General features: G+C 72.8%; 17 protein-coding genes. 12 read left to right on the top strand and 5 right to left on the bottom strand.

Annotated elements, in window-relative coordinates; all coding sequences use genetic code 11:
* Positions 1–27: 27 nt before the first annotated feature.
* From ACZ51I_RS04450 to ACZ51I_RS04430, 5 genes are all read left to right on the top strand, one after another.
* Entirely contained in the window at positions 28–1,179 is a 1,152-nt protein-coding gene (locus tag ACZ51I_RS04450; protein WP_468871427.1) for a Gfo/Idh/MocA family protein, read from the top strand.
* A complete protein-coding gene (locus tag ACZ51I_RS04445; protein ID WP_468871425.1) occupies positions 1,176–2,330 on the top strand; it encodes a dihydrodipicolinate synthase family protein in 1,155 nt (384 codons plus the stop codon). Before ACZ51I_RS04450 ends, ACZ51I_RS04445 begins: the two co-directional genes overlap by 4 nt.
* Positions 2,327–3,130, top strand: coding sequence for a sugar phosphate isomerase/epimerase family protein (locus tag ACZ51I_RS04440; protein ID WP_468871424.1), 804 nt, complete (start codon positions 2,327–2,329; stop codon positions 3,128–3,130). Before ACZ51I_RS04445 ends, ACZ51I_RS04440 begins: the two co-directional genes overlap by 4 nt.
* A 73-nt stretch (positions 3,131–3,203) precedes the next feature.
* Positions 3,204–5,429 (top strand): SF1B family DNA helicase RecD2, encoded by a 2,226-nt coding sequence (recD2, locus tag ACZ51I_RS04435; RefSeq protein WP_468871422.1) that lies wholly within the window; start codon positions 3,204–3,206, stop codon positions 5,427–5,429.
* 179 nt (positions 5,430–5,608) lie between these two features.
* Positions 5,609–6,898 (top strand): citrate synthase, encoded by a 1,290-nt coding sequence (locus ACZ51I_RS04430; RefSeq protein WP_468871421.1) that lies wholly within the window; start codon positions 5,609–5,611, stop codon positions 6,896–6,898.
* A gap of 383 nt (positions 6,899–7,281) precedes the next feature.
* Here the strand turns inward: ACZ51I_RS04430 and ACZ51I_RS04425 are convergent, their stop codons facing one another.
* The 4 genes from ACZ51I_RS04425 to ACZ51I_RS04410 all read right to left on the bottom strand — a co-directional run bounded on the left by ACZ51I_RS04425 (position 7,282) and on the right by ACZ51I_RS04410 (position 11,502).
* Positions 7,282–9,510 (bottom strand): heavy metal translocating P-type ATPase, encoded by a 2,229-nt coding sequence (locus tag ACZ51I_RS04425; RefSeq protein ID WP_468871420.1) that lies wholly within the window; start codon positions 9,508–9,510, stop codon positions 7,282–7,284.
* A gap of 71 nt (positions 9,511–9,581) precedes the next feature.
* Positions 9,582–9,806, bottom strand: a complete 225-nt coding sequence (locus ACZ51I_RS04420; protein ID WP_468871419.1) for a heavy-metal-associated domain-containing protein — start codon at positions 9,804–9,806, stop codon at positions 9,582–9,584.
* Positions 9,807–10,102: 296 nt separating this feature from the next.
* Positions 10,103–10,300 (bottom strand): MarR family transcriptional regulator, encoded by a 198-nt coding sequence (locus ACZ51I_RS04415; protein WP_468871418.1) that lies wholly within the window; start codon positions 10,298–10,300, stop codon positions 10,103–10,105.
* 281 nt (positions 10,301–10,581) lie between these two features.
* A complete protein-coding gene (locus ACZ51I_RS04410) occupies positions 10,582–11,502 on the bottom strand; it encodes a sugar phosphate isomerase/epimerase family protein (protein WP_468871416.1) in 921 nt (306 codons plus the stop codon).
* Between the two features lie 175 nt (positions 11,503–11,677).
* Between ACZ51I_RS04410 and iolC the strand changes: the two genes are divergently transcribed.
* The 6 genes from iolC (at position 11,678) to ACZ51I_RS04380 (ending at position 20,633) form a co-directional block, all read left to right on the top strand.
* Positions 11,678–12,625, top strand: a complete 948-nt coding sequence (gene iolC / locus ACZ51I_RS04405) for a 5-dehydro-2-deoxygluconokinase (protein ID WP_468871696.1) — start codon at positions 11,678–11,680, stop codon at positions 12,623–12,625.
* 10 nt (positions 12,626–12,635) lie between these two features.
* A complete protein-coding gene (iolB, locus tag ACZ51I_RS04400) occupies positions 12,636–13,586 on the top strand; it encodes a 5-deoxy-glucuronate isomerase (protein ID WP_468871415.1) in 951 nt (316 codons plus the stop codon).
* Positions 13,583–15,433 carry a 3D-(3,5/4)-trihydroxycyclohexane-1,2-dione acylhydrolase (decyclizing) gene (iolD, locus tag ACZ51I_RS04395; RefSeq protein WP_468871413.1) on the top strand — a complete coding sequence of 617 codons (1,851 nt, stop codon included), beginning with the start codon at positions 13,583–13,585 and terminating at the stop codon, positions 15,431–15,433. The genes iolB and iolD overlap by 4 nt, the downstream gene beginning before the upstream one ends.
* A gap of 23 nt (positions 15,434–15,456) precedes the next feature.
* Complete coding sequence (gene mmsA, locus ACZ51I_RS04390) at positions 15,457–16,959, top strand: CoA-acylating methylmalonate-semialdehyde dehydrogenase (protein WP_468871412.1); 1,503 nt, start codon at positions 15,457–15,459, stop codon at positions 16,957–16,959.
* Positions 16,960–17,091: 132 nt separating this feature from the next.
* Positions 17,092–19,770 carry an alpha/beta fold hydrolase gene (locus ACZ51I_RS04385; protein ID WP_468871411.1) on the top strand — a complete coding sequence of 893 codons (2,679 nt, stop codon included), beginning with the start codon at positions 17,092–17,094 and terminating at the stop codon, positions 19,768–19,770.
* Positions 19,767–20,633: an ABC transporter permease gene (locus ACZ51I_RS04380; RefSeq protein WP_468871409.1), complete on the top strand. Its 867-nt coding sequence runs from the start codon at positions 19,767–19,769 to the stop codon at positions 20,631–20,633. The genes ACZ51I_RS04385 and ACZ51I_RS04380 overlap by 4 nt, the downstream gene beginning before the upstream one ends.
* A gap of 17 nt (positions 20,634–20,650) precedes the next feature.
* On the opposite strand, the gene ACZ51I_RS04375 is transcribed toward ACZ51I_RS04380, so the two are convergent.
* Positions 20,651–21,373, bottom strand: a complete 723-nt coding sequence (locus ACZ51I_RS04375) for a helix-turn-helix domain-containing protein (RefSeq protein WP_468871408.1) — start codon at positions 21,371–21,373, stop codon at positions 20,651–20,653.
* Positions 21,374–21,588: 215 nt separating this feature from the next.
* Here ACZ51I_RS04375 and ACZ51I_RS04370 point away from each other — a divergent pair, with 215 nt between their 5' ends.
* Complete coding sequence (locus ACZ51I_RS04370; RefSeq protein ID WP_468871407.1) at positions 21,589–23,196, top strand: vWA domain-containing protein; 1,608 nt, start codon at positions 21,589–21,591, stop codon at positions 23,194–23,196.
* Positions 23,197–23,218: the final 22 nt, after the last annotated feature.

Below are 23,218 nucleotides of genomic sequence, written 5' to 3'. Positions count from 1 at the left end.
GCCGAGCACCGCGGAGAGGAACCATTCGTGACACGCAGGACAGTCCGCATCGCCATGAACGGCGTCACCGGGCGCATGGGCCACCGCCAGCACCTGGTCCGCTCGATCCTCGCCCTGCGCGAACAGGGCGGCCTCGACCTCGGCAACGGCGAGACCCTCTGGCCCGAGCCCGTCCTCGTCGGCCGCCGCGAACACGCCCTGCGCGCCCTCGCCGAGCGCCACGGCCTCACCGAGTGGTCCACCGACCTCGACGCCGTCCTCGCCGACGACACCGTCGACATCTACTTCGACGCCCAGGTCACCTCCGCCCGCGTCGACGCCCTGACCAGGGCCATCGCCGCCGGCAAGCACATCTACACCGAGAAGCCCACCGCCGCCGACCTCGCCGGCGCCCTCGAACTCGCCCGCCTCGCCACCGCGAAGGGCGTCAAGCACGGCGTCGTCCAGGACAAGCTGTTCCTCCCGGGCCTGCTCAAGCTCAAGCGCCTCATCGACGGCGGCTTCTTCGGCGAGATCCTGTCCGTGCGCGGCGAGTTCGGCTACTGGGTCTTCGAGGGCGACTGGCAGGAGGCCCAGCGCCCCAGCTGGAACTACCGGGCGGAGGACGGCGGCGGCATAGTCGTCGACATGTTCCCGCACTGGGAGTACGTGCTCCACGAACTCTTCGGCCGGGTCACCAGCGTCTCCGCGCACGTCGCCACGCACGTCCCGCGGCGCTGGGACGAGCACGGCAAGCCGTACGAGGCCACCGCCGACGACGCCGCGTACGGCATCTTCCAGCTGGAGGGCGGCGCCGTCGCCCAGATCAACTCCTCCTGGGCGGTCCGCGTCCACCGCGACGAGCTCGTCGAGTTCCAGGTCGACGGCACCCACGGCTCCGCCGTCGCCGGCCTGCGCGGCTGCCGCGTCCAGCACCGCTCGGCCACCCCGAAGCCCGTCTGGAACCCCGACATCCCCGCCACCGAGTCCTTCCGCGATCAGTGGCAGGAGGTCCCGGACAACGCCGAGTTCGACAACGGCTTCAAGGCCCAGTGGGAGCTGTTCCTCCGGCACGTCACGCTCGACGAGCCGTACCACTGGGACCTCCTCGCCGGCGCCCGCGGCGTCCAGCTCGCCGAACTGGGCCTGCGCTCGGCCGCCGAGGGCCGCCGCCTGGACGTCCCGGAGGTGACGCTGTGACGATCCGGCTGCCCTCCCCGGACGGCGCCACGCGCGCGTACACCCCCCGCACCGAACCGCTCGCGCTCTCCGCGGCCGGCCCGCTGACCTCCCGTACGGTCTTCTCCGCCGCGCACGTCGTCGCCGACCCGTACGCCGACACCACCCCCGACTCCCCGGCCGCCGTCGACTGGGACGCGACCCTCGCCTTCCGCCGCCACCTCTGGGCCCACGGGCTCGGCGTCGCCGAGGCCATGGACACCGCCCAGCGCGGGATGGGCCTGGACTGGGCGGGGGCGGCCGAACTGATCCGCCGCTCGGCGGCGGAGGCCCGCGGCGTGGGCGGCCGCATCGCCTGCGGCGTGGGGACGGACCAGCTCACCGGCCCGGCCGGCCTGCCGGAGATCCGCACGGCGTACGAGGAACAGCTCGCGCTCGTCGAGGAGTCGGGCGCGCAGGCCATCCTCATGGCCTCCCGCGCCCTCGCCGCCACCGCCTCCGGCGCCGAGGACTACCTCGACCTCTACGGCCACCTGCTCCGGCAGGCGAGCGAGCCGGTCATCCTGCACTGGCTCGGGCCCATGTTCGACCCGGCGCTCGACGGTTACTGGGGCGCGGCAGACCTCGACGCGGCCACGGAGACGTTCCTGGAGGTGATCAAGGCCCACCCCGACAAGGTCGACGGCATCAAGGTCTCCCTCCTCGACGCCCGGCGCGAGGTCGAGCTGCGCCGCCGCCTCCCGGCGGGCGTCCGCTGCTACACGGGCGACGACTTCCACTACCCCGAGCTGATCGCGGGCGACGACCAGGGCTTCAGCCACGCCCTGCTCGGCGTCTTCGACCCGCTGGCCCCGCTGGCGGCGGAGGCGGTACGGCTCCTCGACACGGGTGACACCGACGGCTTCCGCAAGACGCTCGACCCGACGGTCGCCCTCTCCCGGCACCTCTTCGAGGCCCCCACGCGCTTCTACAAGACGGGCGTGGTGTTCCTCGCCTGGCTGGCCGGCCACCAGGACCACTTCGCGATGGTCGGCGGCATGCAGTCGGCCCGCTCGCTCCCGCACCTCGCCCGCGCCTACGAACTCGCGGACGGCCTCGGCCTGTTCCCGGATCCGGCCCGCGCGGAGTCCCGGATGCGCGCGCTCCTCACCGTGTACGGAGTCCCGCAATGAACGTGGACCGTTTCAGCATCAACCAGATGACGGTGAAGCAGCTGGCCCTGCCCGAACTGGTCGAGCACTGCCTCCGGCTGGGCGTCCCGGGCGTGGGCCTGTGGCGTGAACCGGTCCGGGCGTACGGGGTGGAGGCGGCGGCCGCCCTGGTCAGGGACGCGGGGCTCACCGTCACCACCCTCTGCCGGGGCGGCTTCTTCACCTCGGACGGCTGGGAGGCGGAGAACCGGGCGGCGATCGACGAGGCGGTGACGCTCGGCACCGACACCCTCGTCCTGGTCTCCGGCGGCCTCACCCCGGCCTGCCCCGGCCTGCCCGCCGCCCGGGCCCGCATCACGGAGGCCATCGGCGTCCTGGCCCCGTACGCGGGCGAACGCGGAATCCGCCTGGCCATCGAACCGCTCCACCCCATGTACGCCTCCGACCGGTGCGCGGTCTCCACCCTGGACCAGGCCCTGGAGATCGCCGAGCACTTCCCCGCCTCGCAGGTGGGCGTCACGGTCGACACGTACCACCTGTGGTGGGACGACCGGGCCCCGGCGGCGGTGGAGCGCGCGGGCGCGTCGGGCCGCATCCACTCCTTCCAGCTCGCCGACTGGACCACCCCCCTCCCGGCGGGCGTCCTGACCGGCCGCGGCCAACTGGGCACCGGAGCGATCGACCTCCGCGCCTGGTCGGACCTCGTGGAGAAGGCCGGTTACACGGGCCCGGTGGAGGTGGAACTCTTCAACGACGACCTGTGGTCCAGGAACGGCGTGGAGGTCCTGGAGGAGACACTGGAGGCGTTCCTGACGGTGTGACGACGCCGGAGGCCGTCCGCAGGGGCCGTCCCCCGCACCCCACGGTGTCCGACCCCTTCGCTACGGTCGGTCCATGTCCAACGAGGGTCGCGGTCCCGCAGTGGTCGAAGGGGTTCTGGAGCGGATCACCTATGCCAACGAGGAGAGTGGGTACACCGTCGCGCGGGTCGACACCGGGCGGGGTGCCGGGGACCTGCTGACGGTGGTCGGGGCGCTGCTCGGCGCGCAGCCGGGGGAGTCGCTGCGGATGGAGGGGCGCTGGGGCTCGCATCCGCAGTACGGGAAGCAGTTCACCGTCGACAACTACACGACCGTCCTGCCCGCCACCATCCAGGGCATCCGCCGCTACCTCGGCTCCGGGCTCGTCAAGGGCATCGGGCCCGTCTTCGCCGACCGCATCACGCGGCACTTCGGGCTCGACACCCTCGACATCCTCGAAGACGAGCCCGCGCGCCTGATCGAGGTTCCGGGGCTCGGCCCGAAGCGCACCAGGAACATCACCGCGGCCTGGGAGGAGCAGAAGGCGATCAAGGAGGTGATGGTCTTCCTCCAGGGGGTGGGGGTGTCCACGTCGATCGCCGTGCGGATCTACAAGAAGTACGGGGACGCCTCCATCTCCGTCGTGAGGAACCAGCCGTACCGCCTCGCCGCCGACGTGTGGGGCATCGGCTTCCTCACCGCCGACAAGATCGCCCAGTCCGTCGGCATCCCGCACGACAGCCCCGACCGCGTGAAGGCCGGCCTGCAGTACGCGCTGTCGCAGTCCAGCGACCAGGGGCACTGCTTCCTGCCGGAGGAGCGGCTCATCGCCGACGCCGTGAAGCTGCTCCAGGTGGACACGGGGCTCGTCATCGAGTGTCTCGGCGAGCTGGCCGACGATCCCGAGGGGGTCGTACGGGAGACCGTGCCCGGCCCCGAGGGGGCGCCCGTCACCGCCGTGTACCTGATCCCGTTCCACCGGGCGGAGCTGTCCCTCGCCGGGCAGCTCCGGCGGCTGCTGCGGACCGGGGAGGACCGGATGCCGGCCTTCCGGGACGTGGCCTGGGACAAGGCCCTGGCCTGGCTCGCCGACCGGACGGGGGCGTCGCTCGCGCCCGAGCAGGAGGACGCCGTGCGGCTCGCCCTCACCCGGAAGGTCGCCGTGCTCACCGGCGGCCCCGGCTGCGGCAAGTCCTTCACGGTCCGCTCGATCGTGGAGCTGGCCCGCGCCAAGAAGGCCAAGGTCGTCCTCGCCGCCCCCACCGGGCGTGCCGCCAAGCGGCTGGCCGAGCTGACCGGCGCCGAGGCCTCCACCGTCCACCGGCTCCTGGAGCTGAAGCCGGGCGGGGACGCGGCCTACGACCGGGACCGGCCGCTCGACGCCGACCTGATCGTCGTCGACGAGGCCTCCATGCTCGACCTGCTCCTGGCGAACAAGCTGGTCAAGGCGGTGGCGCCGGGCGCCCATCTGCTGCTCGTGGGAGACGTCGACCAGCTGCCGTCGGTCGGCGCGGGGGAGGTCCTCGGCGATCTGCTGGCCCCCGGCAGCCCCGTACCGTCCGTGCGGCTGACCCGGATCTTCCGGCAGGCCCAGCAGTCCGGGGTGGTCACCAACGCGCACCGGATCAACGCCGGCACGCCACCGCGGACCCAGGGCCTGCCGGACTTCTTCCTCTTCGCCGAGGAGGAGACGGAGGACGCCGCCCGGGTCGCCGTGGACGTCGCCGCCCGGCGGATTCCGGCCAAGTTCGGCCTCGATCCGCGCCGGGACGTCCAGGTGCTCGCCCCCATGCACCGGGGCCCGGCGGGCGCGGGCTCGCTCAACGGCCTGCTCCAGCAGGCGATCACCCCGGCCCGCCCGGACCTGCCGGAGAAGCGGTTCGGCGGCCGGGTCTTCCGGGTGGGCGACAAGGTCACCCAGATCCGGAACAACTACGAGAAGGGGGCGAACGGGGTCTTCAACGGTACGGTCGGCGTCGTCACGGCGCTGGACACCGTCGAGCAGCGGCTGACCGTGCGGACGGACGAGGACGAGGAGGTGCCGTACGACTTCGACGAGCTGGACGAACTCGCCCACGCGTACGCGGTCACCATCCACCGCTCGCAGGGCAGCGAGTATCCGGCGGTGGTGATTCCGGTCACCATGAGTGCCTGGATGATGCTCCAGCGCAACCTGCTCTACACGGCCGTGACCCGGGCCCGGAAGCTGGTCGTGCTGGTCGGCTCCCGCCGGGCGATCGCCCAGGCGGTCCGTACGGTCTCGGCGGGCCGGCGCTTTACCGCACTGGCCCACCGGCTCACAGGGGACGCCCTCGTGTGAAAGATCACGGAGGGCTACCGGAACCGGGGCGAAGGGGGCAGGATATGAAGGTTGGCGGCACTGAGTGCCGCCGATTGGCCCAATGAGCGACCCCGAGTGCACTCTCCTGAGCCAAATGGGGGATGGTAGAGACAGTCAGGGCACCTCGAAGAAGAGGCACTACGTCGGTGAGGGATGACGTGAGCGACAACTCTGTAGTACTGCGGTACGCGGACGGTGAATACACCTACCCGGTGGTCGAGAGCACCGTCGGCGACAAGGGCTTCGACATCGGCAAACTCCGAGCCCAGACCGGTCTGGTCACCCTGGACAGCGGATATGGCAACACCGCCGCCTATAAATCCGCCATCACCTACCTCGACGGTGAGCAGGGCATTCTGCGGTACCGCGGCTACCCCATCGAGCAGCTGGCCGAGCGCTCCACCTTCCTTGAGGTGGCGTACCTGCTGATCAACGGTGAGCTGCCCAAGGTCGACGAGCTGTCGACCTTCCAGAACGAGATCACGCAGCACACGCTGGTCCACGAGGACGTCAAGAACTTCTTCCGCGGCTTCCCGCGGGACGCCCACCCGATGGCGATGCTGTCCTCGGTGGTCTCCGCGCTGTCCACCTTCTACCAGGACAGCCACAACCCGTTCGACGAGCAGCAGCGTCACCTCTCCACGATCCGGCTGCTCGCGAAGCTGCCGACGATCGCGGCGTACGCGTACAAGAAGTCGATCGGTCACCCGTTCGTCTACCCGCGCAACGACCTCGGGTACGTCGAGAACTTCCTGCGCATGACCTTCTCGGTCCCGGCGCAGGAGTACGACCTGGACCCGGTCGTCGTCTCCGCGCTCGACAAGCTGCTGATCCTGCACGCGGACCACGAGCAGAACTGCTCGACCTCCACCGTGCGTCTGGTCGGCTCCTCGCAGGCGAACATGTTCGCCTCGATCTCCGCCGGCATCTCGGCCCTGTGGGGTCCGCTGCACGGTGGCGCCAACCAGTCGGTCCTGGAGATGCTGGAGGGCATCCAGGCCAACGGCGGCGATGTCGACTCCTTCATCCGCAAGGTGAAGAACAAGGAGGACGGCGTCCGCCTGATGGGCTTCGGCCACCGGGTGTACAAGTCCTTCGACCCGCGCGCCAAGATCATCAAGGCGGCGGCGCACGATGTCCTCTCGGCCCTCGGCAAGTCCGACGAGCTGCTCGACATCGCGCTCAAGCTGGAGGAGCACGCGCTCTCCGACGATTACTTCGTCTCGCGCAACCTCTACCCGAACGTGGACTTCTACACGGGCCTGATCTACCGCGCCATGGGCTTCCCGACCGAGATGTTCACGGTCCTCTTCGCCCTCGGCCGCCTCCCGGGCTGGATCGCCCAGTGGCACGAGATGATCAAGGAGCCGGGTTCCCGCATCGGCCGCCCGCGCCAGATCTACACGGGCGAGGTCCTCCGCGACTTCGTCCCGGTCGAGGCCCGCTGACCTCAGGCTCACGCGCCCGGCTCCAGCGCCCCGGAGGCGAACCGGGCCGCTGAAAAGGCGAAAAGCGCCCCGCCCACCGATCCCCCCACGGGTCGGCGAGCGGGGCGCTTTCCATATCCCGGTGCGGATTCCCCCCACGGGATCCGGGCCGGGCGTCCGGTGCGCGGTCTGCCGGGGTACGTACGGGAGGGCCGCTCAAAGCTCCCCGGTGCACGTGCCCCGGCCGCGCTTGCCTGGGACGTCCCCCAAGACATCCCATGAACGTCCCCCAAGACGTTCTTGGCATCGCCCACTTAGACTCGCGAACAGCCCAGATGGTTACCCACCAATATCTGTGATCTAGATCTCCTTGTGAAGGTCCTGTGCGTCACACGTGGGTGAATTCACGTGAAGCGCCGCAGACGAAGGCTGTTGGATACGACGAAGACGGACGAAAAGGCCATGGCCAGGCCCGCGATCATCGGGTTGAGGAGTCCGGCCGCCGCGAGGGGGAGCGCGGCGAGGTTGTAGCCGAAGGCCCAGCCCAGGTTCCCCCGGATCGTCGCCAGGGTCCGCCGGGCCAGCCGGATCGCGTCCGCCGCCACCCGCAGGTCGCCGCGGACCAGGGTCAGGTCGCTCGCCTCGATGGCCGCGTCGGTGCCCGTCCCCATCGCGAGGCCGAGGTCGGCGCCGGCGAGCGCGGCGGCGTCGTTCACCCCGTCGCCGACCATCGCGACCGTACGGCCCTCGGCCCGGAGCCGGCGGACCACCTCCGCCTTCTCCTCGGGCAGCACCTCCGCGATCACCTCGTCGATGCCCACCGCGGCCGCCACGGCCTCCGCCACCGCCCGGTGGTCCCCGGTGAGCAGCACCGGCCGCAGTCCCAGGGCGCGGAGCCGGGCGACGGCCTCGGCGCTGGTGTCCTTGACGGTGTCGGCGACGGTCAGGGTGCCCCGGGCCACCCCGTCCCAGGCGACGTGGACGGCGCCGGGCTCCGTCGTCGCGGGCGCCTCGACGCCCTCGGCCGCGAGGAGGGCGGCGCGCCCGACGAGGACGAGCCGGCCGTCGACGGAGCCGCGCACGCCGAGGCCGGGCACGTTCTCGAAGGTCTTCGGCGTGGGGAGCTCCCCGCAGCGCTCGGCGGCGGCGGCCGCGATCGCGCGGGCGACCGGATGCTCGGAGGAGTGCTCCAGGGCGCCCGCGAGCCGCAGCAGCTCGGTCTCGTCGGTGGAGCCGGTGCCGTACCGCCCGCCGTGCAGGTGCACGCCCGTCAGCCGCATGCGGCCGGTGGTGACGGTCCCGGTCTTGTCGAGGACGACCGTGTCGACGCGGCGGGTGGACTCCAGGACCTCGGGGCCCTTGATGAGGATGCCGAGCTGGGCGCCGCGGCCGGTGCCGACCATGAGGGCGGTCGGGGTCGCGAGGCCCAGGGCGCAGGGGCAGGCGATGATCAGGACGGCGACGGCGGCGGTGAAGGACGCGGTGACGTCGTCGGTCACGAGGAGCCACGTGACGAGGGTGGTGAGGGCGATGAGGAGCACCACGGGGACGAAGACGGCGGAGACCCGGTCGGCGAGCCGCTGGACGTCGGCCTTGCCGCTCTGGGCGTCCTCGACGAGCTTCGCGATCCGGGCCAGCCGGGTGTCGGCGCCGACCCGGCGGGCCTCGACGACGAGGCGGCCCGAGACGTTCACGCAGCCGCCGGTGACCGCTGAGCCGGGCGTCACGTCCAGGGGCATCGACTCGCCGGTGAGCAGGGAGGCGTCGACGGCGGACGCGCCTTCGGCGACGGTGCCGTCGGTGGCGATCTTCTCTCCGGGGCGTACGACGAAGAGGTCGCCGGTCCGCAGGTCGCCGACCGGGATCCGCACCTCCGTGCCTCCGCGCAGGACGGCGACGTCCTTGGCGCCGAGCTCCATCAGGGCCCGCAGCGCGGCTCCCGCCTTCCGCTTGGCACGGGCCTCCAGGTAGCGGCCGAGGAGGATGAAGGTGACGACCCCGGCGGCGACCTCCAGGTAGATCGAGGAGGAGGCGTGGGCGCGGTCGGCGGTGAGGTCGAAGCCGTGGCGCATGCCGGGCATGCCGGCGTCGCCGAGGAAGAGGGCCCAGAGGGACCAGCCGTAGGCGGCGAGGGTGCCGACCGAGACGAGGGTGTCCATGGTGGCGGCGCCGTGCCGGAGGTTGGTCCAGGCGGCCCGGTGGAAGGGCAGCCCGCCCCAGACGACGACGGGGGAGGCGAGGGTGAGCGAGAGCCACTGCCAGTTGTCGAACTGGAGGGAGGGGGCCATGGCGAGCAGGACCACGGGCGCCGCGAGGAGAGCGGAGACGGTGAGGCGCTGCCGGAGGGATACGAGCTCGGGGTCGGCCGGCTGCCCGGATCCGGGGTGGTCCGGCTCCTCGGGCTCCACGACGGGCGGGGCGGGTTCCTCGGCGGTGTAGCCGGTCTTGACGACGGTGGCGATCAGCGCGTCGACGCCGACGTCCGGGGCGTGCTCGACGAGCGCCTTCTCGGTGGCGTAGTTGACGGTGGCGGTGACGCCGTCCATCCGGTTGAGCTTCTTCTCGACGCGGGCGGCGCAGGAGGCGCAGGTCATCCCGCCGATCGTCAGCTCGGTGACGGTGGTGCTGGACATGTGCGGTTCCAAAGGGGAGCGGGGCCGTACCCGTAACGGTACGGCCCTGCGACGCCTGTCCGGCGGGGGGTTCAGACCAGCTCGTAGCCGGCCTCGTCCACGGCGGCGGCGACGGCCTCGCGGTCGAGCGGGGCGGCGGAGACGACGGTGACCTCGCCGGTCTTGGCGACGGCGGTGACGGAGGAGACGCCGGGGATCTCGGAGATCTCACCGGAGACCGCGCCCTCGCAGTGGCCGCAGGTCATGCCCTTGACCTGGTAGACGGTGGTGATCTCGGTCTTCGTCTCTGCGGACATGGGGCTCTCCTCCTGGATGGTTCGGGGCCTTGCGACACCGAGGTTATACCCCCGGGGGGTATGAAGTCCACTCGGGATGAAGCCCCGTGGTGTCCACGGTTCCGGGCGGGCGTGCGACCGGGGTCCATGGTAAACACCCGATATGTCGTATTCGGGGAGGGCGCTCACCGGTGGGCGCTCGCGGTCGAGCGCGATCGCCGGGTCGACGGCGACGTCCAGGAGTTCGGCCAGTGACACGCGCGGAGGGCCGGGCCCGGGGTCGCCGGGACCGGCCCTCCATGGGGGCCTTGCGCGGGTCAGTCGCGGCGGCCCCTGTTGCCGGGGCGGGTGGCGACCCAGGCGCGGATCGTGTCCGCGTACCAATAGGGCCTGCCCGACTCCATGCGGTCGGGATCCGGAAGGAGTCCGTGCTTCCGATAGGAGCGGACCGTGTCGGGCTGCACCCGGATGTGCGCCGCGATGTCCTTGTACGACCAGAGCCTTCTGTCCGTCATGCCCGGTACCTCCCTGCGCGCCGCGCAGCGGAGGCGGGGGTGCCGTTCGGGGGCGCTGCGGGCGGGCGGTTGCGATCAAGCGATCAATCAGCCTGTGCCCGGTGCAACGCCCCGCCCTCCAGGAGGAGAGCGGCTGTCGGACGACTGTGACGGAAGACCCGCGTAACGGAGACAAGCGTGACGGCGGAGCGACCCGCGTGACGGAAGCGGCACACGCGGACACCGGCGTGTCCGCGTGCGTCACCCCTGATCAGAGCGGTATGCGCCGGGCCGCGCGCCGGTCACACTCCGCAGGAGCGGAGAAAGCGCCGGGTCCGCAGCGCGATCGGGTACGGGACGTCCGGGTCGCACGGGTACATGTCCTGCTCGACGATCGCGAACAGGTCCACGTCCAGGGCGGAGGCGGCGGCGAGCACCGGTTCGAGCGCGGGCACCCCGGACGGCGGCTCGCACATCACGCCCCGCGCCACCGCCTGCCCGAACGGCACCTTCTCGGCCACCACCGCTGCCAGCACCTCCGGGTCGACCTGCTTGAGGTGGAGGTAGCCGATCCGCTCCCCGTACGTCCCGATCAGCCGGACGCTGTCCCCGCCGGCGTACGCGTAGTGGCCGGTGTCCAGGCAGAGCGCGACCGCGTCCGGGTCGGTGGCGTCGAGGAAGCGCGTCACGCTCTCCTCGCCGTCGATGTGGGTGTCGGCGTGCGGATGGACCACGATCCGCAGCCCGTACCGCTCGCGCACCTCCCGTCCCAGACGCTCCGTCAGCCGGGTCAGGTCCCGCCACTGCGCGGCGGTGAGCGTCGGCTCCTCCAGGACCTCGCCCGTCCGGTCGTCCCGCCAGAACGACGGGATGACCACCAGATGGCCCGCGCCCATGGCCTGCGCGAGCGCGGCGTTCTCGGCGACGTGCGCCCAGGTCCGGTCCCAGACGTCCGGGCCGTGGTGCAGCCCGGTGAAGACCGTCCCCGCCGAGACCCGCAGGCCGCGCCGCGCGGTCTCCTCCGCGAGGACCGCCGGATCGGTGGGCAGATAGCCGTACGGACCCAGCTCGATCCACGTGTAGCCGGCACCCGACACCTCGTCGAGGAAACGCTGCCACGGCACCTGCCGGGGATCGTCGGGGAACCACACCCCCCACGAGTCGGGAGCCGATCCGATACGGATGCGGGACGGTGGCGACGGCTGCGGCGACGGCTTCGTCATGACCGCCACCTTGGCCGGGGCCCGAGAGCACCGTCAAGCGGGCCTGGCCGGTCGTCCGAATGTCCGGACATATCGTTGACACGCCTCCCGGCGGACGGCTAGACCTGGGTGCGGAGCCCGGAGCGGCCGAACCGAGAGGTGGCGCGTGGAGACGGAGCCGTACGAGCTGATCACCATGGGGCGCCTCGGCGTGGACCTGTACCCGCTCCGGACCGGCGTCGGACTCGACCGGGTCGACACCTTCCGCAAGTTCCTCGGCGGCTCCGCAGCCAACGTGGCCGTCGCCGCCGCCCGCCTCGGCCGCCGCACCGCGCTCGTCTCCCGCACCGGCGCCGACCCCTTCGGAACCTACCTGCGCCGCGAACTCAAGGGCTTCGGCGTGGACGACCGCTGGGTGACCGAGGTCGCCGCGTACCCCACCCCCCTCACCTTCTGCTCCCTCTTCCCGCCCGACGACTTCCCGCTGTACTTCTACCGCCGCCCCCAGGCCCCCGATCTGGAGATCCGGACGCAGGAGCTGGACCTCGACGAGATCCGCGCCGCCCGGGTCTTCTGGGCGACCGGCACCGGCCTGTGCGCCGAACCCAGCCGCACCGCGACCCTGGAGGCGCTGCGGGCCAGGTCCGGCCGGGAGCACACCGTCCTCGACCTGGACTGGCGGCCGATGTTCTGGACGGACCCGGCGGCGGCCCGCCCCTTCTACGCCGAGGCGCTGCGGCACGCGACCGTCGCCGTCGGCAACCTCGACGAGTGCGAGGTCGCGACCGGGGAGCGGGAGCCGGAGGCCGCCGCCCGCGCCCTCCTCGCGACCGGCGCGGTCCGGCTCGCCGTCGTCAAACAGGGGCCCGCCGGCGTCCTCGCGCTCGCCGCCGACGGGACGCGCGCCGAGGTGCCGCCGCTGCCGGTCGAGGTCGTCAACGGGCTCGGGGCGGGCGACGCGTTCGGCGGGGCGCTCGTCCACGGACTGCTCGCCGGCCGGGACCTGGACACGGTCCTGCGCCACGCGAACGCCGCCGGCGCGATCGTCGCGGGCCGTCTCGCCTGCTCCTCCGCCATGCCGGACGCCACGGAGATCGCCGAGGCCCTCGCGGCGGGCACGGGAACGATCCCGGAGAAGGGGTAGGGATCGGCCCATGAACGCCGACCGCCCCGCCCCGAGCCCAGGGCCGCCGCCCGCCGCGTCCGCCGGACCGCCCTCCACGAGCCCGGGGCCGCCCGCCGCGCCCCGCGCACCTGCCCCGAGTTCAGGGCCGCCCGCCCCTGGCGCCGACCGTCCCGCCTCCCTCCACCTCCCCGCCGGGACCGCCGCCCACGGGCCGTACACGGTCGACATCGACCCCGGGCGGGCCGGATGGGCGTACTCCGCGCTCAGGGTCCTCGTCCTCGGACCGGGGGAGATCCACTCCTTCGAGAGCGGGGATTCCGAATGGGTCGTGCTTCCCCTCTCCGGTGCCTGTAGCGTGCGCGTCGACGGCGAGATCATCGAACTCCTGGGCCGCGCGAGCGTGTTCGACGGAGTGACCGACTTCGCCTACGTACCGCGCGACGCCCACGCCCAGATCGCCTCCGGCGCGGGAGGCCGCTTCGCTTTGGCAGGAGCGAAGTGCGAGCGACGACTCCCCGCCCGCTACGGCCCCGCGCCGGAGGTTCCCGTCGAGACCCGGGGCGGCGGCAACCGCGCCCGCCGCGTGCGGAACTTCGCCTCGGCGGACGCCTTCGGCTGCGACCGGCTCATCGCCGTCGAGGTCGTCACGCCCGGCGGGAACTGGTCCTCCTACCCGCCGCACAAGCACGACGAGCACCGCCCGGGCGCCGAGTCCGACCTGGAGGAGATCTACTACTACGAGATCGCCGGCCCCCGAGGCCTCGCCTACCAGCGGATCTCACCCTCCCGGCCCGGCGGCGCCGACCTGCTCGCCGAGGTCCGGGACGGCGACGCGGTCCTCGTCCCCGACGGCTGGCACGGCCCCTCGATCGCCCAACCGGGGCACGACCTCTACTACCTCAACGTCATGGCGGGCCCCGGACCCGAGCGGGAGTGGAAGATCTGCTTCCACCCGGACCACACGGAGGGATACGCATGAGGCTCACCGTCGCGCAGGCCCTCGTCCGCTTCCTCGCCGCCCAGTACACCGAGCGCGACGGCGCCCGGCAGCGGCTCATCACCGCCACCTGGGGCATCTTCGGCCACGGGAACGTCGCCGGGATCGGCCAGGCGCTGACCGAAGAGCAGCACATGCCCTTCCACCAGGGCCGCAACGAGCAGGCCATGGTCCACGCCGCCGTCGGCTACGCCCGCCAGAGCAACCGGCTCTCCGCGCACGCCGTCACCACCTCCATCGGTCCCGGCGCCACCAACCTCGTCACCGGCGCCGCCCTCGCCACGATCAACCACCTCCCCGTCCTGCTGCTGCCCGGCGACACCTTCGCGACCCGCCCCGCCGACCCCGTCCTCCAGCAGCTCCAACTTCCGTACGCGGGCGACGTGTCCGTCAACGACTGCCTCCGCCCGGTCTCGCGGTACTTCGACCGGGTCACCCGGCCCGAGGCCCTGATCCCGGCCGCCCTCGCCGCCGTCCGGGTCCTCGCCGACCCCGCCGAGACCGGCGCCGTGACCCTCGCCCTGCCCCAGGACGTGCAGGCGGAGGCGTACGACTGGCCGGAGGAGTTCTTCGCCGAGCGGATCTGGCGCGTGCGCCGCCCCCGCCCCGACGCGGACGAACTCGCCGCCGCCGTACGGGCCGTGAGAACCGCCCGACGGCCGATGATCATCGCCGGCGGCGGCGTGAAGCACAGCCGCGCCGAGGACGCCCTGCGCACCCTCGCCGAGCGCGCGTACCTCCCCGTCGCCACCACCCAGGCCGGCAAGGGCGTCCTTCCGTACGACCACCCCAGCGACGTCGGCGGCATCGGCCACACCGGCACCGCCACCGCCGACACCCTCGCCCGCACCAGTGACCTGGTCATCGGCGTCGGCACCCGCTACACCGACTTCACCACCGCCTCCGGCACCCTCTTCCCCGAGGGCACCCGCTTCCTCAACCTCAACATCACCGGCTTCGACGCCCACAAGACGGGCGCCCTGCCGCTCGTCGCCGACGCCCGCGAAGGCCTCACGGCCCTCACCGAAGCCCTCGGCGACCACCGGCAGGACAGTGCCCAGTGGATGTCCTCCAAGGTCGACTGGCAGGAACGGACCGATGCCGCCTACGCCGTTCCCGACGAGGACGCCCGCCCCACCCAGACCCAGGTCCTCGGCGTACTCGACACTCTGGTCGACGCGAGCGACATCCTGATCAACGCCGCCGGCTCGCTCCCCGGCGACCTCCACAAGCTGTGGCGGGCCCGCTCGTCCGACCAGTACCACGTCGAGTACGGGTACTCGTGCATGGGCTACGAGATCCCCGCCGCCGTCGGCGTCCTCCTCGCCGCGCCCGGCCGGCCCGTCTGGGCCCTCGTCGGCGACGGTACGTATCTGATGAATCCGACCGAGATCGTCACCGCCGTGCAGGAACGGCTGCCCCTGAAGCTGGTCATCCTCCAGAACCACGGGTACGCCTCCATCGGCGGACTCTCCGAGGCCGTCGGCGCCGAACGGTACGGCACCGACTACCGCCACCGGGCCGACGACGGAAGCTTCACCGGCCCCCCGCTCCCCGTCGACCTCGGCGCCAACGCCGCCTCCCTCGGGATGCGCGTCCTGCGCCCCCGCACCGTGCGTGACCTGCGGGAAGCCCTCGCGGACGCCCGCACGGCCACGGATCCCACATGTGTCTACGTCGAGACCGAAACGGCAGACAGTGTGTCGGGCCCGCCCCCGGCCCAGGCGTGGTGGGATGTGCCCGTGGCCGAGACGTCGACCCGCCCGTCGGCGGTCAAGGCCCGCGAGGAGTACGACCGGCACGTCACCGCCCGACGCCGCCATCTCTGAAGGCCCTGAAGGAGTAACTCGTCATGACGAAGAGCGTCCACCACTGGATCGGTGGCAAGACCGTCGAGGGCACGTCGGGCAACTGGGGCCCGGTCACCGACCCGGCCACCGGTGCCGTCACCACGCGGGTCGCCCTCGCCTCCGTCGAGGAGGTCGACGCGGCCGTCGCGGCCGCCAAGGACGCCTTCGCGGCCTGGGGCACCTCCTCGCTCGCCCAGCGCACCACGATCCTCTTCAAGTTCCGCGCGCTCCTCGACGCCAACCGCGACGCGATCGCCGAGCTGATCGTCGCCGAGCACGGCAAGGTCCACTCGGACGCGCTCGGCGAAGTCGCCCGCGGCCTGGAGATCGTCGACCTGGCCTGCGGCATCACCACCCAGCTCAAGGGCGAGCTGTCCACCCAGGTCTCGAACCGCGTGGACGTGGCCTCGATCCGCCAGCCCGTCGGCGTCGTCGCCGGCATCACGCCCTTCAACTTCCCGGCCATGGTGCCGATGTGGATGTTCCCCATCGCCATCGCGACCGGCAACACCTTCATCCTCAAGCCGAGCGAGAAGGACCCCTCGCCGTCCCTCAAGATCGCCGAGCTGCTCGCCGAGGCGGGCCTCCCGGACGGCGTCTTCAACGTCCTCCACGGCGACAAGGTGGCCGTCGACCGCCTCCTGGAGCACCCGGACGTCTCCGCGATCTCCTTCGTCGGCTCGACCCCGATCGCCCGGTACATCCACACCACCGCCTCCGCCAACGGCAAGCGCGTCCAGGCGCTCGGCGGCGCGAAGAACCACATGCTGGTCCTCCCGGACGCCGACCTCGACGCCGCCGCCGACGCGGCCGTCTCCGCCGCGTACGGCTCGGCCGGCGAGCGCTGCATGGCGATCTCCGCGGTCGTCGCCGTCGGCTCCATCGGCGACGAGCTCGTCCAGAAGATCCGTGAGCGCGCCGAGAAGATCAAGATCGGCCCCGGCACCGACCCCACCTCCGAGATGGGCCCGCTCATCACGGCCGTCCACCGCGACAAGGTCGCCTCGTACGTCCACGGCGCGGCGGACGAGGGCTGCGAGGTCGTCCTCGACGGCACCGGCTACACCGTCGAGGGCCACGAGAACGGCCACTGGATCGGCCTGTCCCTCCTCGACCGCGTGCCGACCTCCGCCAAGGCCTACCAGGACGAGATCTTCGGCCCGGTCCTCTGCGTGCTGCGCGCCGAGACGTACGAGGAGGGCCTCGCCCTCATCAACGCCTCGCCGTTCGGCAACGGCACCGCGATCTTCACCCGTGACGGCGGCGCCGCCCGCCGCTTCCAGCTGGAGGTCGAGGCCGGCATGGTCGGCGTGAACGTGCCGATCCCGGTGCCCGTGGGCTACCACTCCTTCGGTGGCTGGAAGGACTCGCTCTTCGGCGACCACCACATCTACGGCAACGACGGCGTGCACTTCTACACCCGCGGCAAGGTCGTCACCACCCGCTGGCCGGACCCGTCCGAGGCCCCGGCGGGCGTCGACCTCGGCTTCCCGCGCAACCACTGACACGACCGGCAGCCCCACCGCCCCGTACCGCGCCCGCGGTACGGGGCGGAGGCGTCGTACGACCCCAGGAGGTGGGGCGGCTCCGTCCCTGGGCAGCCGCCGCGGACGGGCGGGACCCCTAGGCTCGACATCATGCGACTCCGACTTCCCCGGTGGGCCGCGGTCACCGCAGCGCTCGCCGTCCTCGCGGGCGCCGGCACGTGGACCGCCGTCGCCCAGGACGATCCACCGCCCGTGCACCGCGCGGACCGGACGCTCGACGTCGACGGGGCACGGCTCGACACCTCGTACTTCACGGGCTCCGGCGACGGACGTCGCCCCGCCGTCCTCCTCGGCCACGGCTTCGGCGGCTCCAAGGACGACGTCCGCGCCCAGGCCGAGGACCTCGCCCGCCACGGCTACGCCGTCCTCACCTGGTCCGCCCGCGGCTTCGGCGCCTCCACCGGCGAGATCGGCCTCAACGACCCCGACCACGAGGTCAAGGACGTACGGAAGCTGATCGACTGGCTCGCCGCCCGCCCCGAGGTCCTCCTCGACAAGCCCGGCGACCCGCGCGTCGGCGTCACCGGCGCCTCCTACGGCGGCGCGATCTCCCTGCTCGCCGCAGGCCACGACCCGCGCGTCGACGCGATCGCCCCGCAGATCACCTACTGGAACCTCGCCGACGCCCTCTTCCCGAACGGCGTCTTCAAGAAGCTCTGGGCCGGGATCTTCTTCTCGGCGGGCGAGCCGCCCGCCGCCGGCCAGGCCGCCGGGGGCCGGCCCGCGCAGCGCCCCGGGCCCGCGAAGAACGGTTCCTGCGGACGGTTCACCGCCGAACTCTGCTCCCTCTACCAGCGCGTCGCCGTCTCCGGGAAGCCCGACCCCGCCGCCCGCGCCCTCCTCGAAGCCCGCAGCCCCTCCGCCGTCGGCGCGCGCCTCAAGGTGCCCGCGCTCCTCGTCCAGGGCCAGTCCGACTCGCTCTTCACCCTCGCCCAGTCCGACGCCATGGCCCGCACCCTCCAGGCCAACGGAGCCCCCGTCGCCGTCGACTGGATCTCCGGCGGCCACGACGGCGGCGACCGCGAGACCGAGCGCGTCGAACACCGCGTCACCACCTGGTTCGACCGCTGGCTCAAGCGCGACACCTCCGTCGACACCGGCCCCGCCTTCCGCGTCAGCCGCACCGGAGGCGTCGACTCCACCGACGGGCAGGCCACCCTGCGCGCCGCGACCGCCGACCGCTACCCGGGACTCGCCTCCGGCACCGAGAGCCTTCCCCTCGGCGGAGCCCCGCAGACCTTCACCAACCCGCCGGGCGCCGCACCGCCCGCCGTGACTGCCGTCCCCGGCCTCGGCGCCGGACTCTCCGGACTCTCCTCCCTCGGCCTCGGACTCTCCCTCGACTTCCCCGGCCAGCACGCCCGGTTCGACGCGGAGCCGCGGACCGAGGCCCTGCGGATCAGCGGATCGCCGACCGTCCGCCTCAGGGTCACCTCCACCGCCACCGACGGCTCCGCCGTCCTCTTCGCCAAGGTGTACGACGTGGGGCCCGACGGACGGCGGCAGGTGCTGCCCGCCCAGCTCGTGACCCCCGTCCGCGTCGACGGCGCCAAGGCAGGAAAGAGCGTCACCCTGGCCCTGCCCGCGATCGACCACGAGGTGGAGGCCGGGCACCGGCTGCGGCTCGTCGTCGCCGCCACCGACCTCGGCTACGCCTCCCCGACGGTCCCCGCCGGCTACACCGTCGCCGTCGAGAGCCCGCTCACCGTCCCCACCGCACCCGGCCTCTCCACGCAGGCCGCCGCCCTGCCCTGGTGGGTGTGGGGCCTGCCGCTCCTCGGCCTCGCCGTCGCCGCCGCCCTGCTGCTCACCGCCCGCCGCAGGACGACCGCTCCCGCACCCGACCCCGCACCGGCCTCCGTACCCCTCCGGATCACCGGCCTGTCGAAGAAGTACAGGGGCGGCGACCGATACAGCGTCCAGGACCTCTCCTTCCGCGTCGAACGGGGCCAGGTCCTCGGCCTCCTCGGGCCGAACGGCGCGGGCAAGACCACCACCCTGCGCATGCTGATGGGCCTCATCACCCCCGACGAGGGCGAGATCCGGGTCTTCGGCCAGGCCGTCAGGCCGGGCGCCCCGGTGCTCTCCCGCGTCGGCGCCTTCGTCGAGGGCGCCGGCTTCCTGCCGCACCTGTCCGGGCGGGAGAACCTGGACCTGTACTGGAAGGCCACCGGCCGCCCGGCCGGGGACGCCCACGTCGACGAGGCCCTGCGCATCGCGAACCTGGGCGGCGCCCTCGAACGCGCCGTCCGCACCTACTCGCAGGGCATGCGGCAGCGCCTCGCCCTCGCCCAGGCCATGCTCGGCCTGCCCGACCTGCTGATCCTCGACGAGCCCACCAACGGACTCGACCCGCCGCAGATCCGCGAGATGCGCGAGGTGATGATCCGGTACGCGGCCGGCGGCCGAACCGTCATCGTCTCCAGCCACCTCCTCGCCGAGGTCGAACAGTCCTGCACCCATCTGGTCGTCATGGACCGGGGGCGACTCGTGCAGGCCGGCCCGGTCGCCGAGATCACCGGTTCCGGCGACACCCTGCTCGTCACCCTCGGGGAGAGCGTCCCCGACGCCCTGGTCGAAAAGATCGGCGGCGTGCCGGGCATCGGCTCCGCCGCCCGCGCCGACGGCGGCCTCCTGGTCCGCCTCGACGGCCTCGACCCGACCGCCCTCATCGGCGAACTCGTCCGCCTGGACGTGCCCCTGACCGGCGTCGGCCCTCACCGGCGTCTGGAAGACGCCTTCCTGACCCTGATCGGAGGAGCCGCGTGACCGCCACGGCCACCACGCCCACGAGCGCCCCCGGCTACCGGCCCGGCCGCACCCTGCCCCTGCGCGTCGAAGCCCTCCGCCAGTGGAAGCGCCGACGGACACTGATCATGGGCGGCATCCTCGTCGCCCTCCCCTTCGTCCTCATCGCGGCCTTCGCGATCGGCGGCGCCGGGAACGGTGACCGCAACGGCCGCATCACCCTCATGGACACGGCGACGGCCTCCGGCGCCAACTTCGCGGCGACCTGCCTCTTCGTCTCGGCCGGCTTCCTCCTCGTCATTCCGGTGGCGCTGTTCTGCGGGGACACGGTCGCCTCCGAGGCGAGCTGGTCCTCCCTGCGGTACCTGCTCGCCGCGCCCGTCCCGCGCTCCAGGCTCCTCGCCTCAAAGCTGGCGGTCGCCCTCGCCTACAGCGCGGCCGCGATGGTCCTCCTTCCGCTCGTGGCCCTGGCGGCGGGCACGGTCGCCTACGGCTGGGGGCCACTCCAGCTGCCCACCGGCGGCTCCGTGCCCGCCGGGAACGCCCTGCTCAGGATCGGGATCGCCGTCGCCTTCGTCTTCGCCTCCCAACTGGTCACCGCCGGACTCGCCTTCTGGCTGTCCACCCGCACCGACGCCCCGCTCGGCGCGGTGGGCGGAGCCGTCGGCCTCACCATCGTCGGCAACGTCCTGGACGCCGTCACGGCCCTCGGCGACTGGCGCGACTTCCTGCCCGCGCACTGGCAGTTCGCCTGGATCGACGCGCTCCAGCCCCAGCTGGAGTGGGGCGGCATGGTGAAGGGCACGGCGATCTCCGTCACGTACGCCCTGGTCCTCTTCGCGCTGGCCTTCCGCGGCTTCGCCCGCAAGGACATCGTCTCGTAGCGGTTCCCCCCGTCTCCTCACAGCCACCCCCTCCGAGCCGCTTCCGCGCCCGCGCGGAAGCGGCTCGTCGTACCGAGGGCCGCCATCAGCTCGCCCACCCTGCGGCTGTACGTCCGCGCGGACATCCCGAGCCGGGCGGCCGCCGTCTCATCCGTGACCCCGGAAAGGAGCGCGTCCAGCACCGGGCGCAGTTGAGGCGGCAGGTCCCGGGGCGGCGGCGGGGACGGCGCCTTCGCGTAGGTCAGCTCCTCGGCCGTCACCCAGCAGGCGTGGTGGGCCCGGACGAGGGCCTGCACGACCACCGGGTCGCGGATCAGCAGTAGCCCGTTGTACAGCAGCTCCAGATCGAGCGGCACCGCCGCCACCGTCCGGTCGACGAGGATCATCTTGAAAGGGATGGAGTCCGCGAGCCGGGCCTGGCCGGGCAACCGGAGCCCCTCCACGATCCGGGGCAGCGCATGGCGCGGGACGATCCGTCTGACCTCCTCGGCCCGCTCCGCCGCGGCCCGCATGCACGCTCCCGCCAGCTCCAGGAACGGCTCGGGGATCGCGCAGCCCGCGGACGCGACCGGGTCGTCGAAGGTCAGCAGCTCGTACCGGGTGGAGGCGGCCAGCCCGGCGAGCGCCGCACTGATCCGCCGCGCACCCCGGACCGGCCGCCCGGCGGGCCGCTGTCCCTCGGTCGCGGCCCGGTTCATCGCCGACCGGGCGAGCATCACGGAGCCCGCGCTGTCTGCCACCGCTGACCACCCCCGCCCGATCGATGTCCACTCCATGTACGCACGCGACTGCACACGGTGACAACCCCTGTTGAGAAGGATGGCGAATCCATGCCAGGTCGTTTCACCCGCGTCGCCGTTGCCGCATCGAGATCCATCCGCAACTCCTTCGACGGCTCCCTGCGGGCCTCTCGTTCGTCACATTCACAAGTGACGTACGACGAGGGGGAGATGAGATGGAACGACACGACGAGCCGGTGACCCGGCGCCGCGGGGCCCGGTTCCCCGCCGTGCTCGCGGCGCTGCTCGCGGCCGGACTCGCCGTCACCGGCTGCGGCGCGGGCGGCGACGGGAGCAACGCGGACAGGAGCGGCGTCCGCGCGCCGGAGCGGGGCGGCGCCGTCCCCGACGGCGGGCGCACCGGCACGGCCGCGCCGCAGGAGGGCGAGCAGCGCTCCCCGTCGCCCGCCCCCGACTACCTGTCCACCTTCGCCCTCGACGTGGACACCGCCTCGTACGGTTACGCCCGGCGCGCCCTCGCCGAGGGGCGGCTGCCCGACCCGGCGACCGTCCGTCCCGAGGAGTTCGTCAACAGTTTCCGCCCCGACTACCCGCGCCCGAAGGACAACGGCTTCAGCGTCACCCTCGACGGGGCCCGCACCGGCGCCGACGGCTGGTCTCTGCTCCGGGTCGGGCTCGCCACCCGGGGCGCCGACCGGGGAGCCGAACGCCCGCCCGCCGCCCTCACCTTCGTCGTCGACGTCTCCGGCTCGATGGACGAGCCGGGCCGGCTCGACCTGGTCAAGGAGTCCCTCGGGCTGCTCGCAGGCGAACTCCGCGACGACGACTCGATCGCGCTCGTCACCTTCAGCTCCGAGGCCGAGACCCGGCTGCCCATGACCCGCGTCGGAGAGGCCCGGAGCCGGATCCGCGAGGTCGTGGACGCCCTGGCGACGAGCTCCTCCACGAACGTGGAGGCGGGCGTCCGCACCGGCTACGACGTCGCCGTCGCCGGCCACCGGAAGGGCGCCACCAACCGGGTCGTACTGCTCTCCGACGCGCTCGCCAACACCGGTGACACCGAGGCCGAGTCGATCCTCGCGCGCATCGACGAGGAGCGCAGGGAGTACGGCATCACGCTCTTCGGCGTGGGCGTCGGCAGCGAGTACGGAGACGCGTTCATGGAGCGGCTCGCCGACAAGGGCGACGGGCAGACCGCGTACGTCTCGAACGCGGCGCAGGCCCGCAAGGTCTTCGTCGACCAGCTGCCCGCCCACGTCGAGCTGCGCGCCCGGGACGCCAAGGCGCAGGTCGCCTTCGACCGGGGGAACGTCGAGAAGTTCCGGCTCATCGGCTACGAGAACAGGGCGGTCGCCGACGACGACTTCCGCGACGACCGGGTGGACGGCGGCGAGGTCGGGGCGGGGCACACGGTCACCGCGCTCTACGCGGTCAAGGCCCGTGCCGGGGCGGCCGGTACGCTCGCCACCGCCACGGTCCGCTGGCTCGACCCGGCCACCCGGGCCCCGCGCGAGCGCTCCGGCACGGTCGCGACCGGCTCCCCGGCGCTCGCCGGGGACATCTGGGGCGACGGTCACGACAGTCTGCAACTGACGGCGATCGCCGCCTACTTCGCGGACGCGCTGCGCGGCGGGGACCTGCCGGGCCGCCCGGGGCTGCGGGTGCTCGCGGAGCGCGCCGAAGCGATCACCGGCCGGTCGGGTTCGGCGGTCGTCCGTGAGCTGGCCGAGGCCGTCCGTCAGGCCGAGGAGCTGCGCGGCCCCGAGGAGGGTGAGAACCCTTCCAGGGAGGGCGAGTCGGGGTCGGGTGATCCGTACAGCTGACGCGCGCGGCGGGCGGCGGGTC

The sequence above is a fragment of the Streptomyces sp. NPDC034084 genome, from assembly GCF_055575535.1.
Note: the sequence above shows the minus strand (reverse complement) of the source record. Positions and strands in the feature narration are given on the sequence as shown.

What these genes read in the sequence shown, in the direction of transcription:
- ACZ51I_RS04370 (WP_468871407.1), top strand. Translation starts at nt 21,589, where the DNA reads ATGGAACGACACGACGAGCCGGTGACCCGGCGCCGCGGGGCCCGGTTC.
- ACZ51I_RS04385 (WP_468871411.1), top strand. Translation starts at nt 17,092, where the DNA reads ATGCGACTCCGACTTCCCCGGTGGGCCGCGGTCACCGCAGCGCTCGCC.
- recD2 (WP_468871422.1), top strand. Translation starts at nt 3,204, where the DNA reads ATGTCCAACGAGGGTCGCGGTCCCGCAGTGGTCGAAGGGGTTCTGGAG.
- iolC (WP_468871696.1), top strand. Translation starts at nt 11,678, where the DNA reads ATGGGGCGCCTCGGCGTGGACCTGTACCCGCTCCGGACCGGCGTCGGA.
- ACZ51I_RS04420 (WP_468871419.1), bottom strand. Translation starts at nt 9,806, where the DNA reads ATGTCCGCAGAGACGAAGACCGAGATCACCACCGTCTACCAGGTCAAG.
- ACZ51I_RS04410 (WP_468871416.1), bottom strand. Translation starts at nt 11,502, where the DNA reads ATGACGAAGCCGTCGCCGCAGCCGTCGCCACCGTCCCGCATCCGTATC.
- iolD (WP_468871413.1), top strand. Translation starts at nt 13,583, where the DNA reads ATGAGGCTCACCGTCGCGCAGGCCCTCGTCCGCTTCCTCGCCGCCCAG.
- ACZ51I_RS04440 (WP_468871424.1), top strand. Translation starts at nt 2,327, where the DNA reads ATGAACGTGGACCGTTTCAGCATCAACCAGATGACGGTGAAGCAGCTG.
- ACZ51I_RS04425 (WP_468871420.1), bottom strand. Translation starts at nt 9,510, where the DNA reads ATGTCCAGCACCACCGTCACCGAGCTGACGATCGGCGGGATGACCTGC.
- ACZ51I_RS04415 (WP_468871418.1), bottom strand. Translation starts at nt 10,300, where the DNA reads ATGACGGACAGAAGGCTCTGGTCGTACAAGGACATCGCGGCGCACATC.
- mmsA (WP_468871412.1), top strand. Translation starts at nt 15,457, where the DNA reads ATGACGAAGAGCGTCCACCACTGGATCGGTGGCAAGACCGTCGAGGGC.
- iolB (WP_468871415.1), top strand. Translation starts at nt 12,636, where the DNA reads ATGAACGCCGACCGCCCCGCCCCGAGCCCAGGGCCGCCGCCCGCCGCG.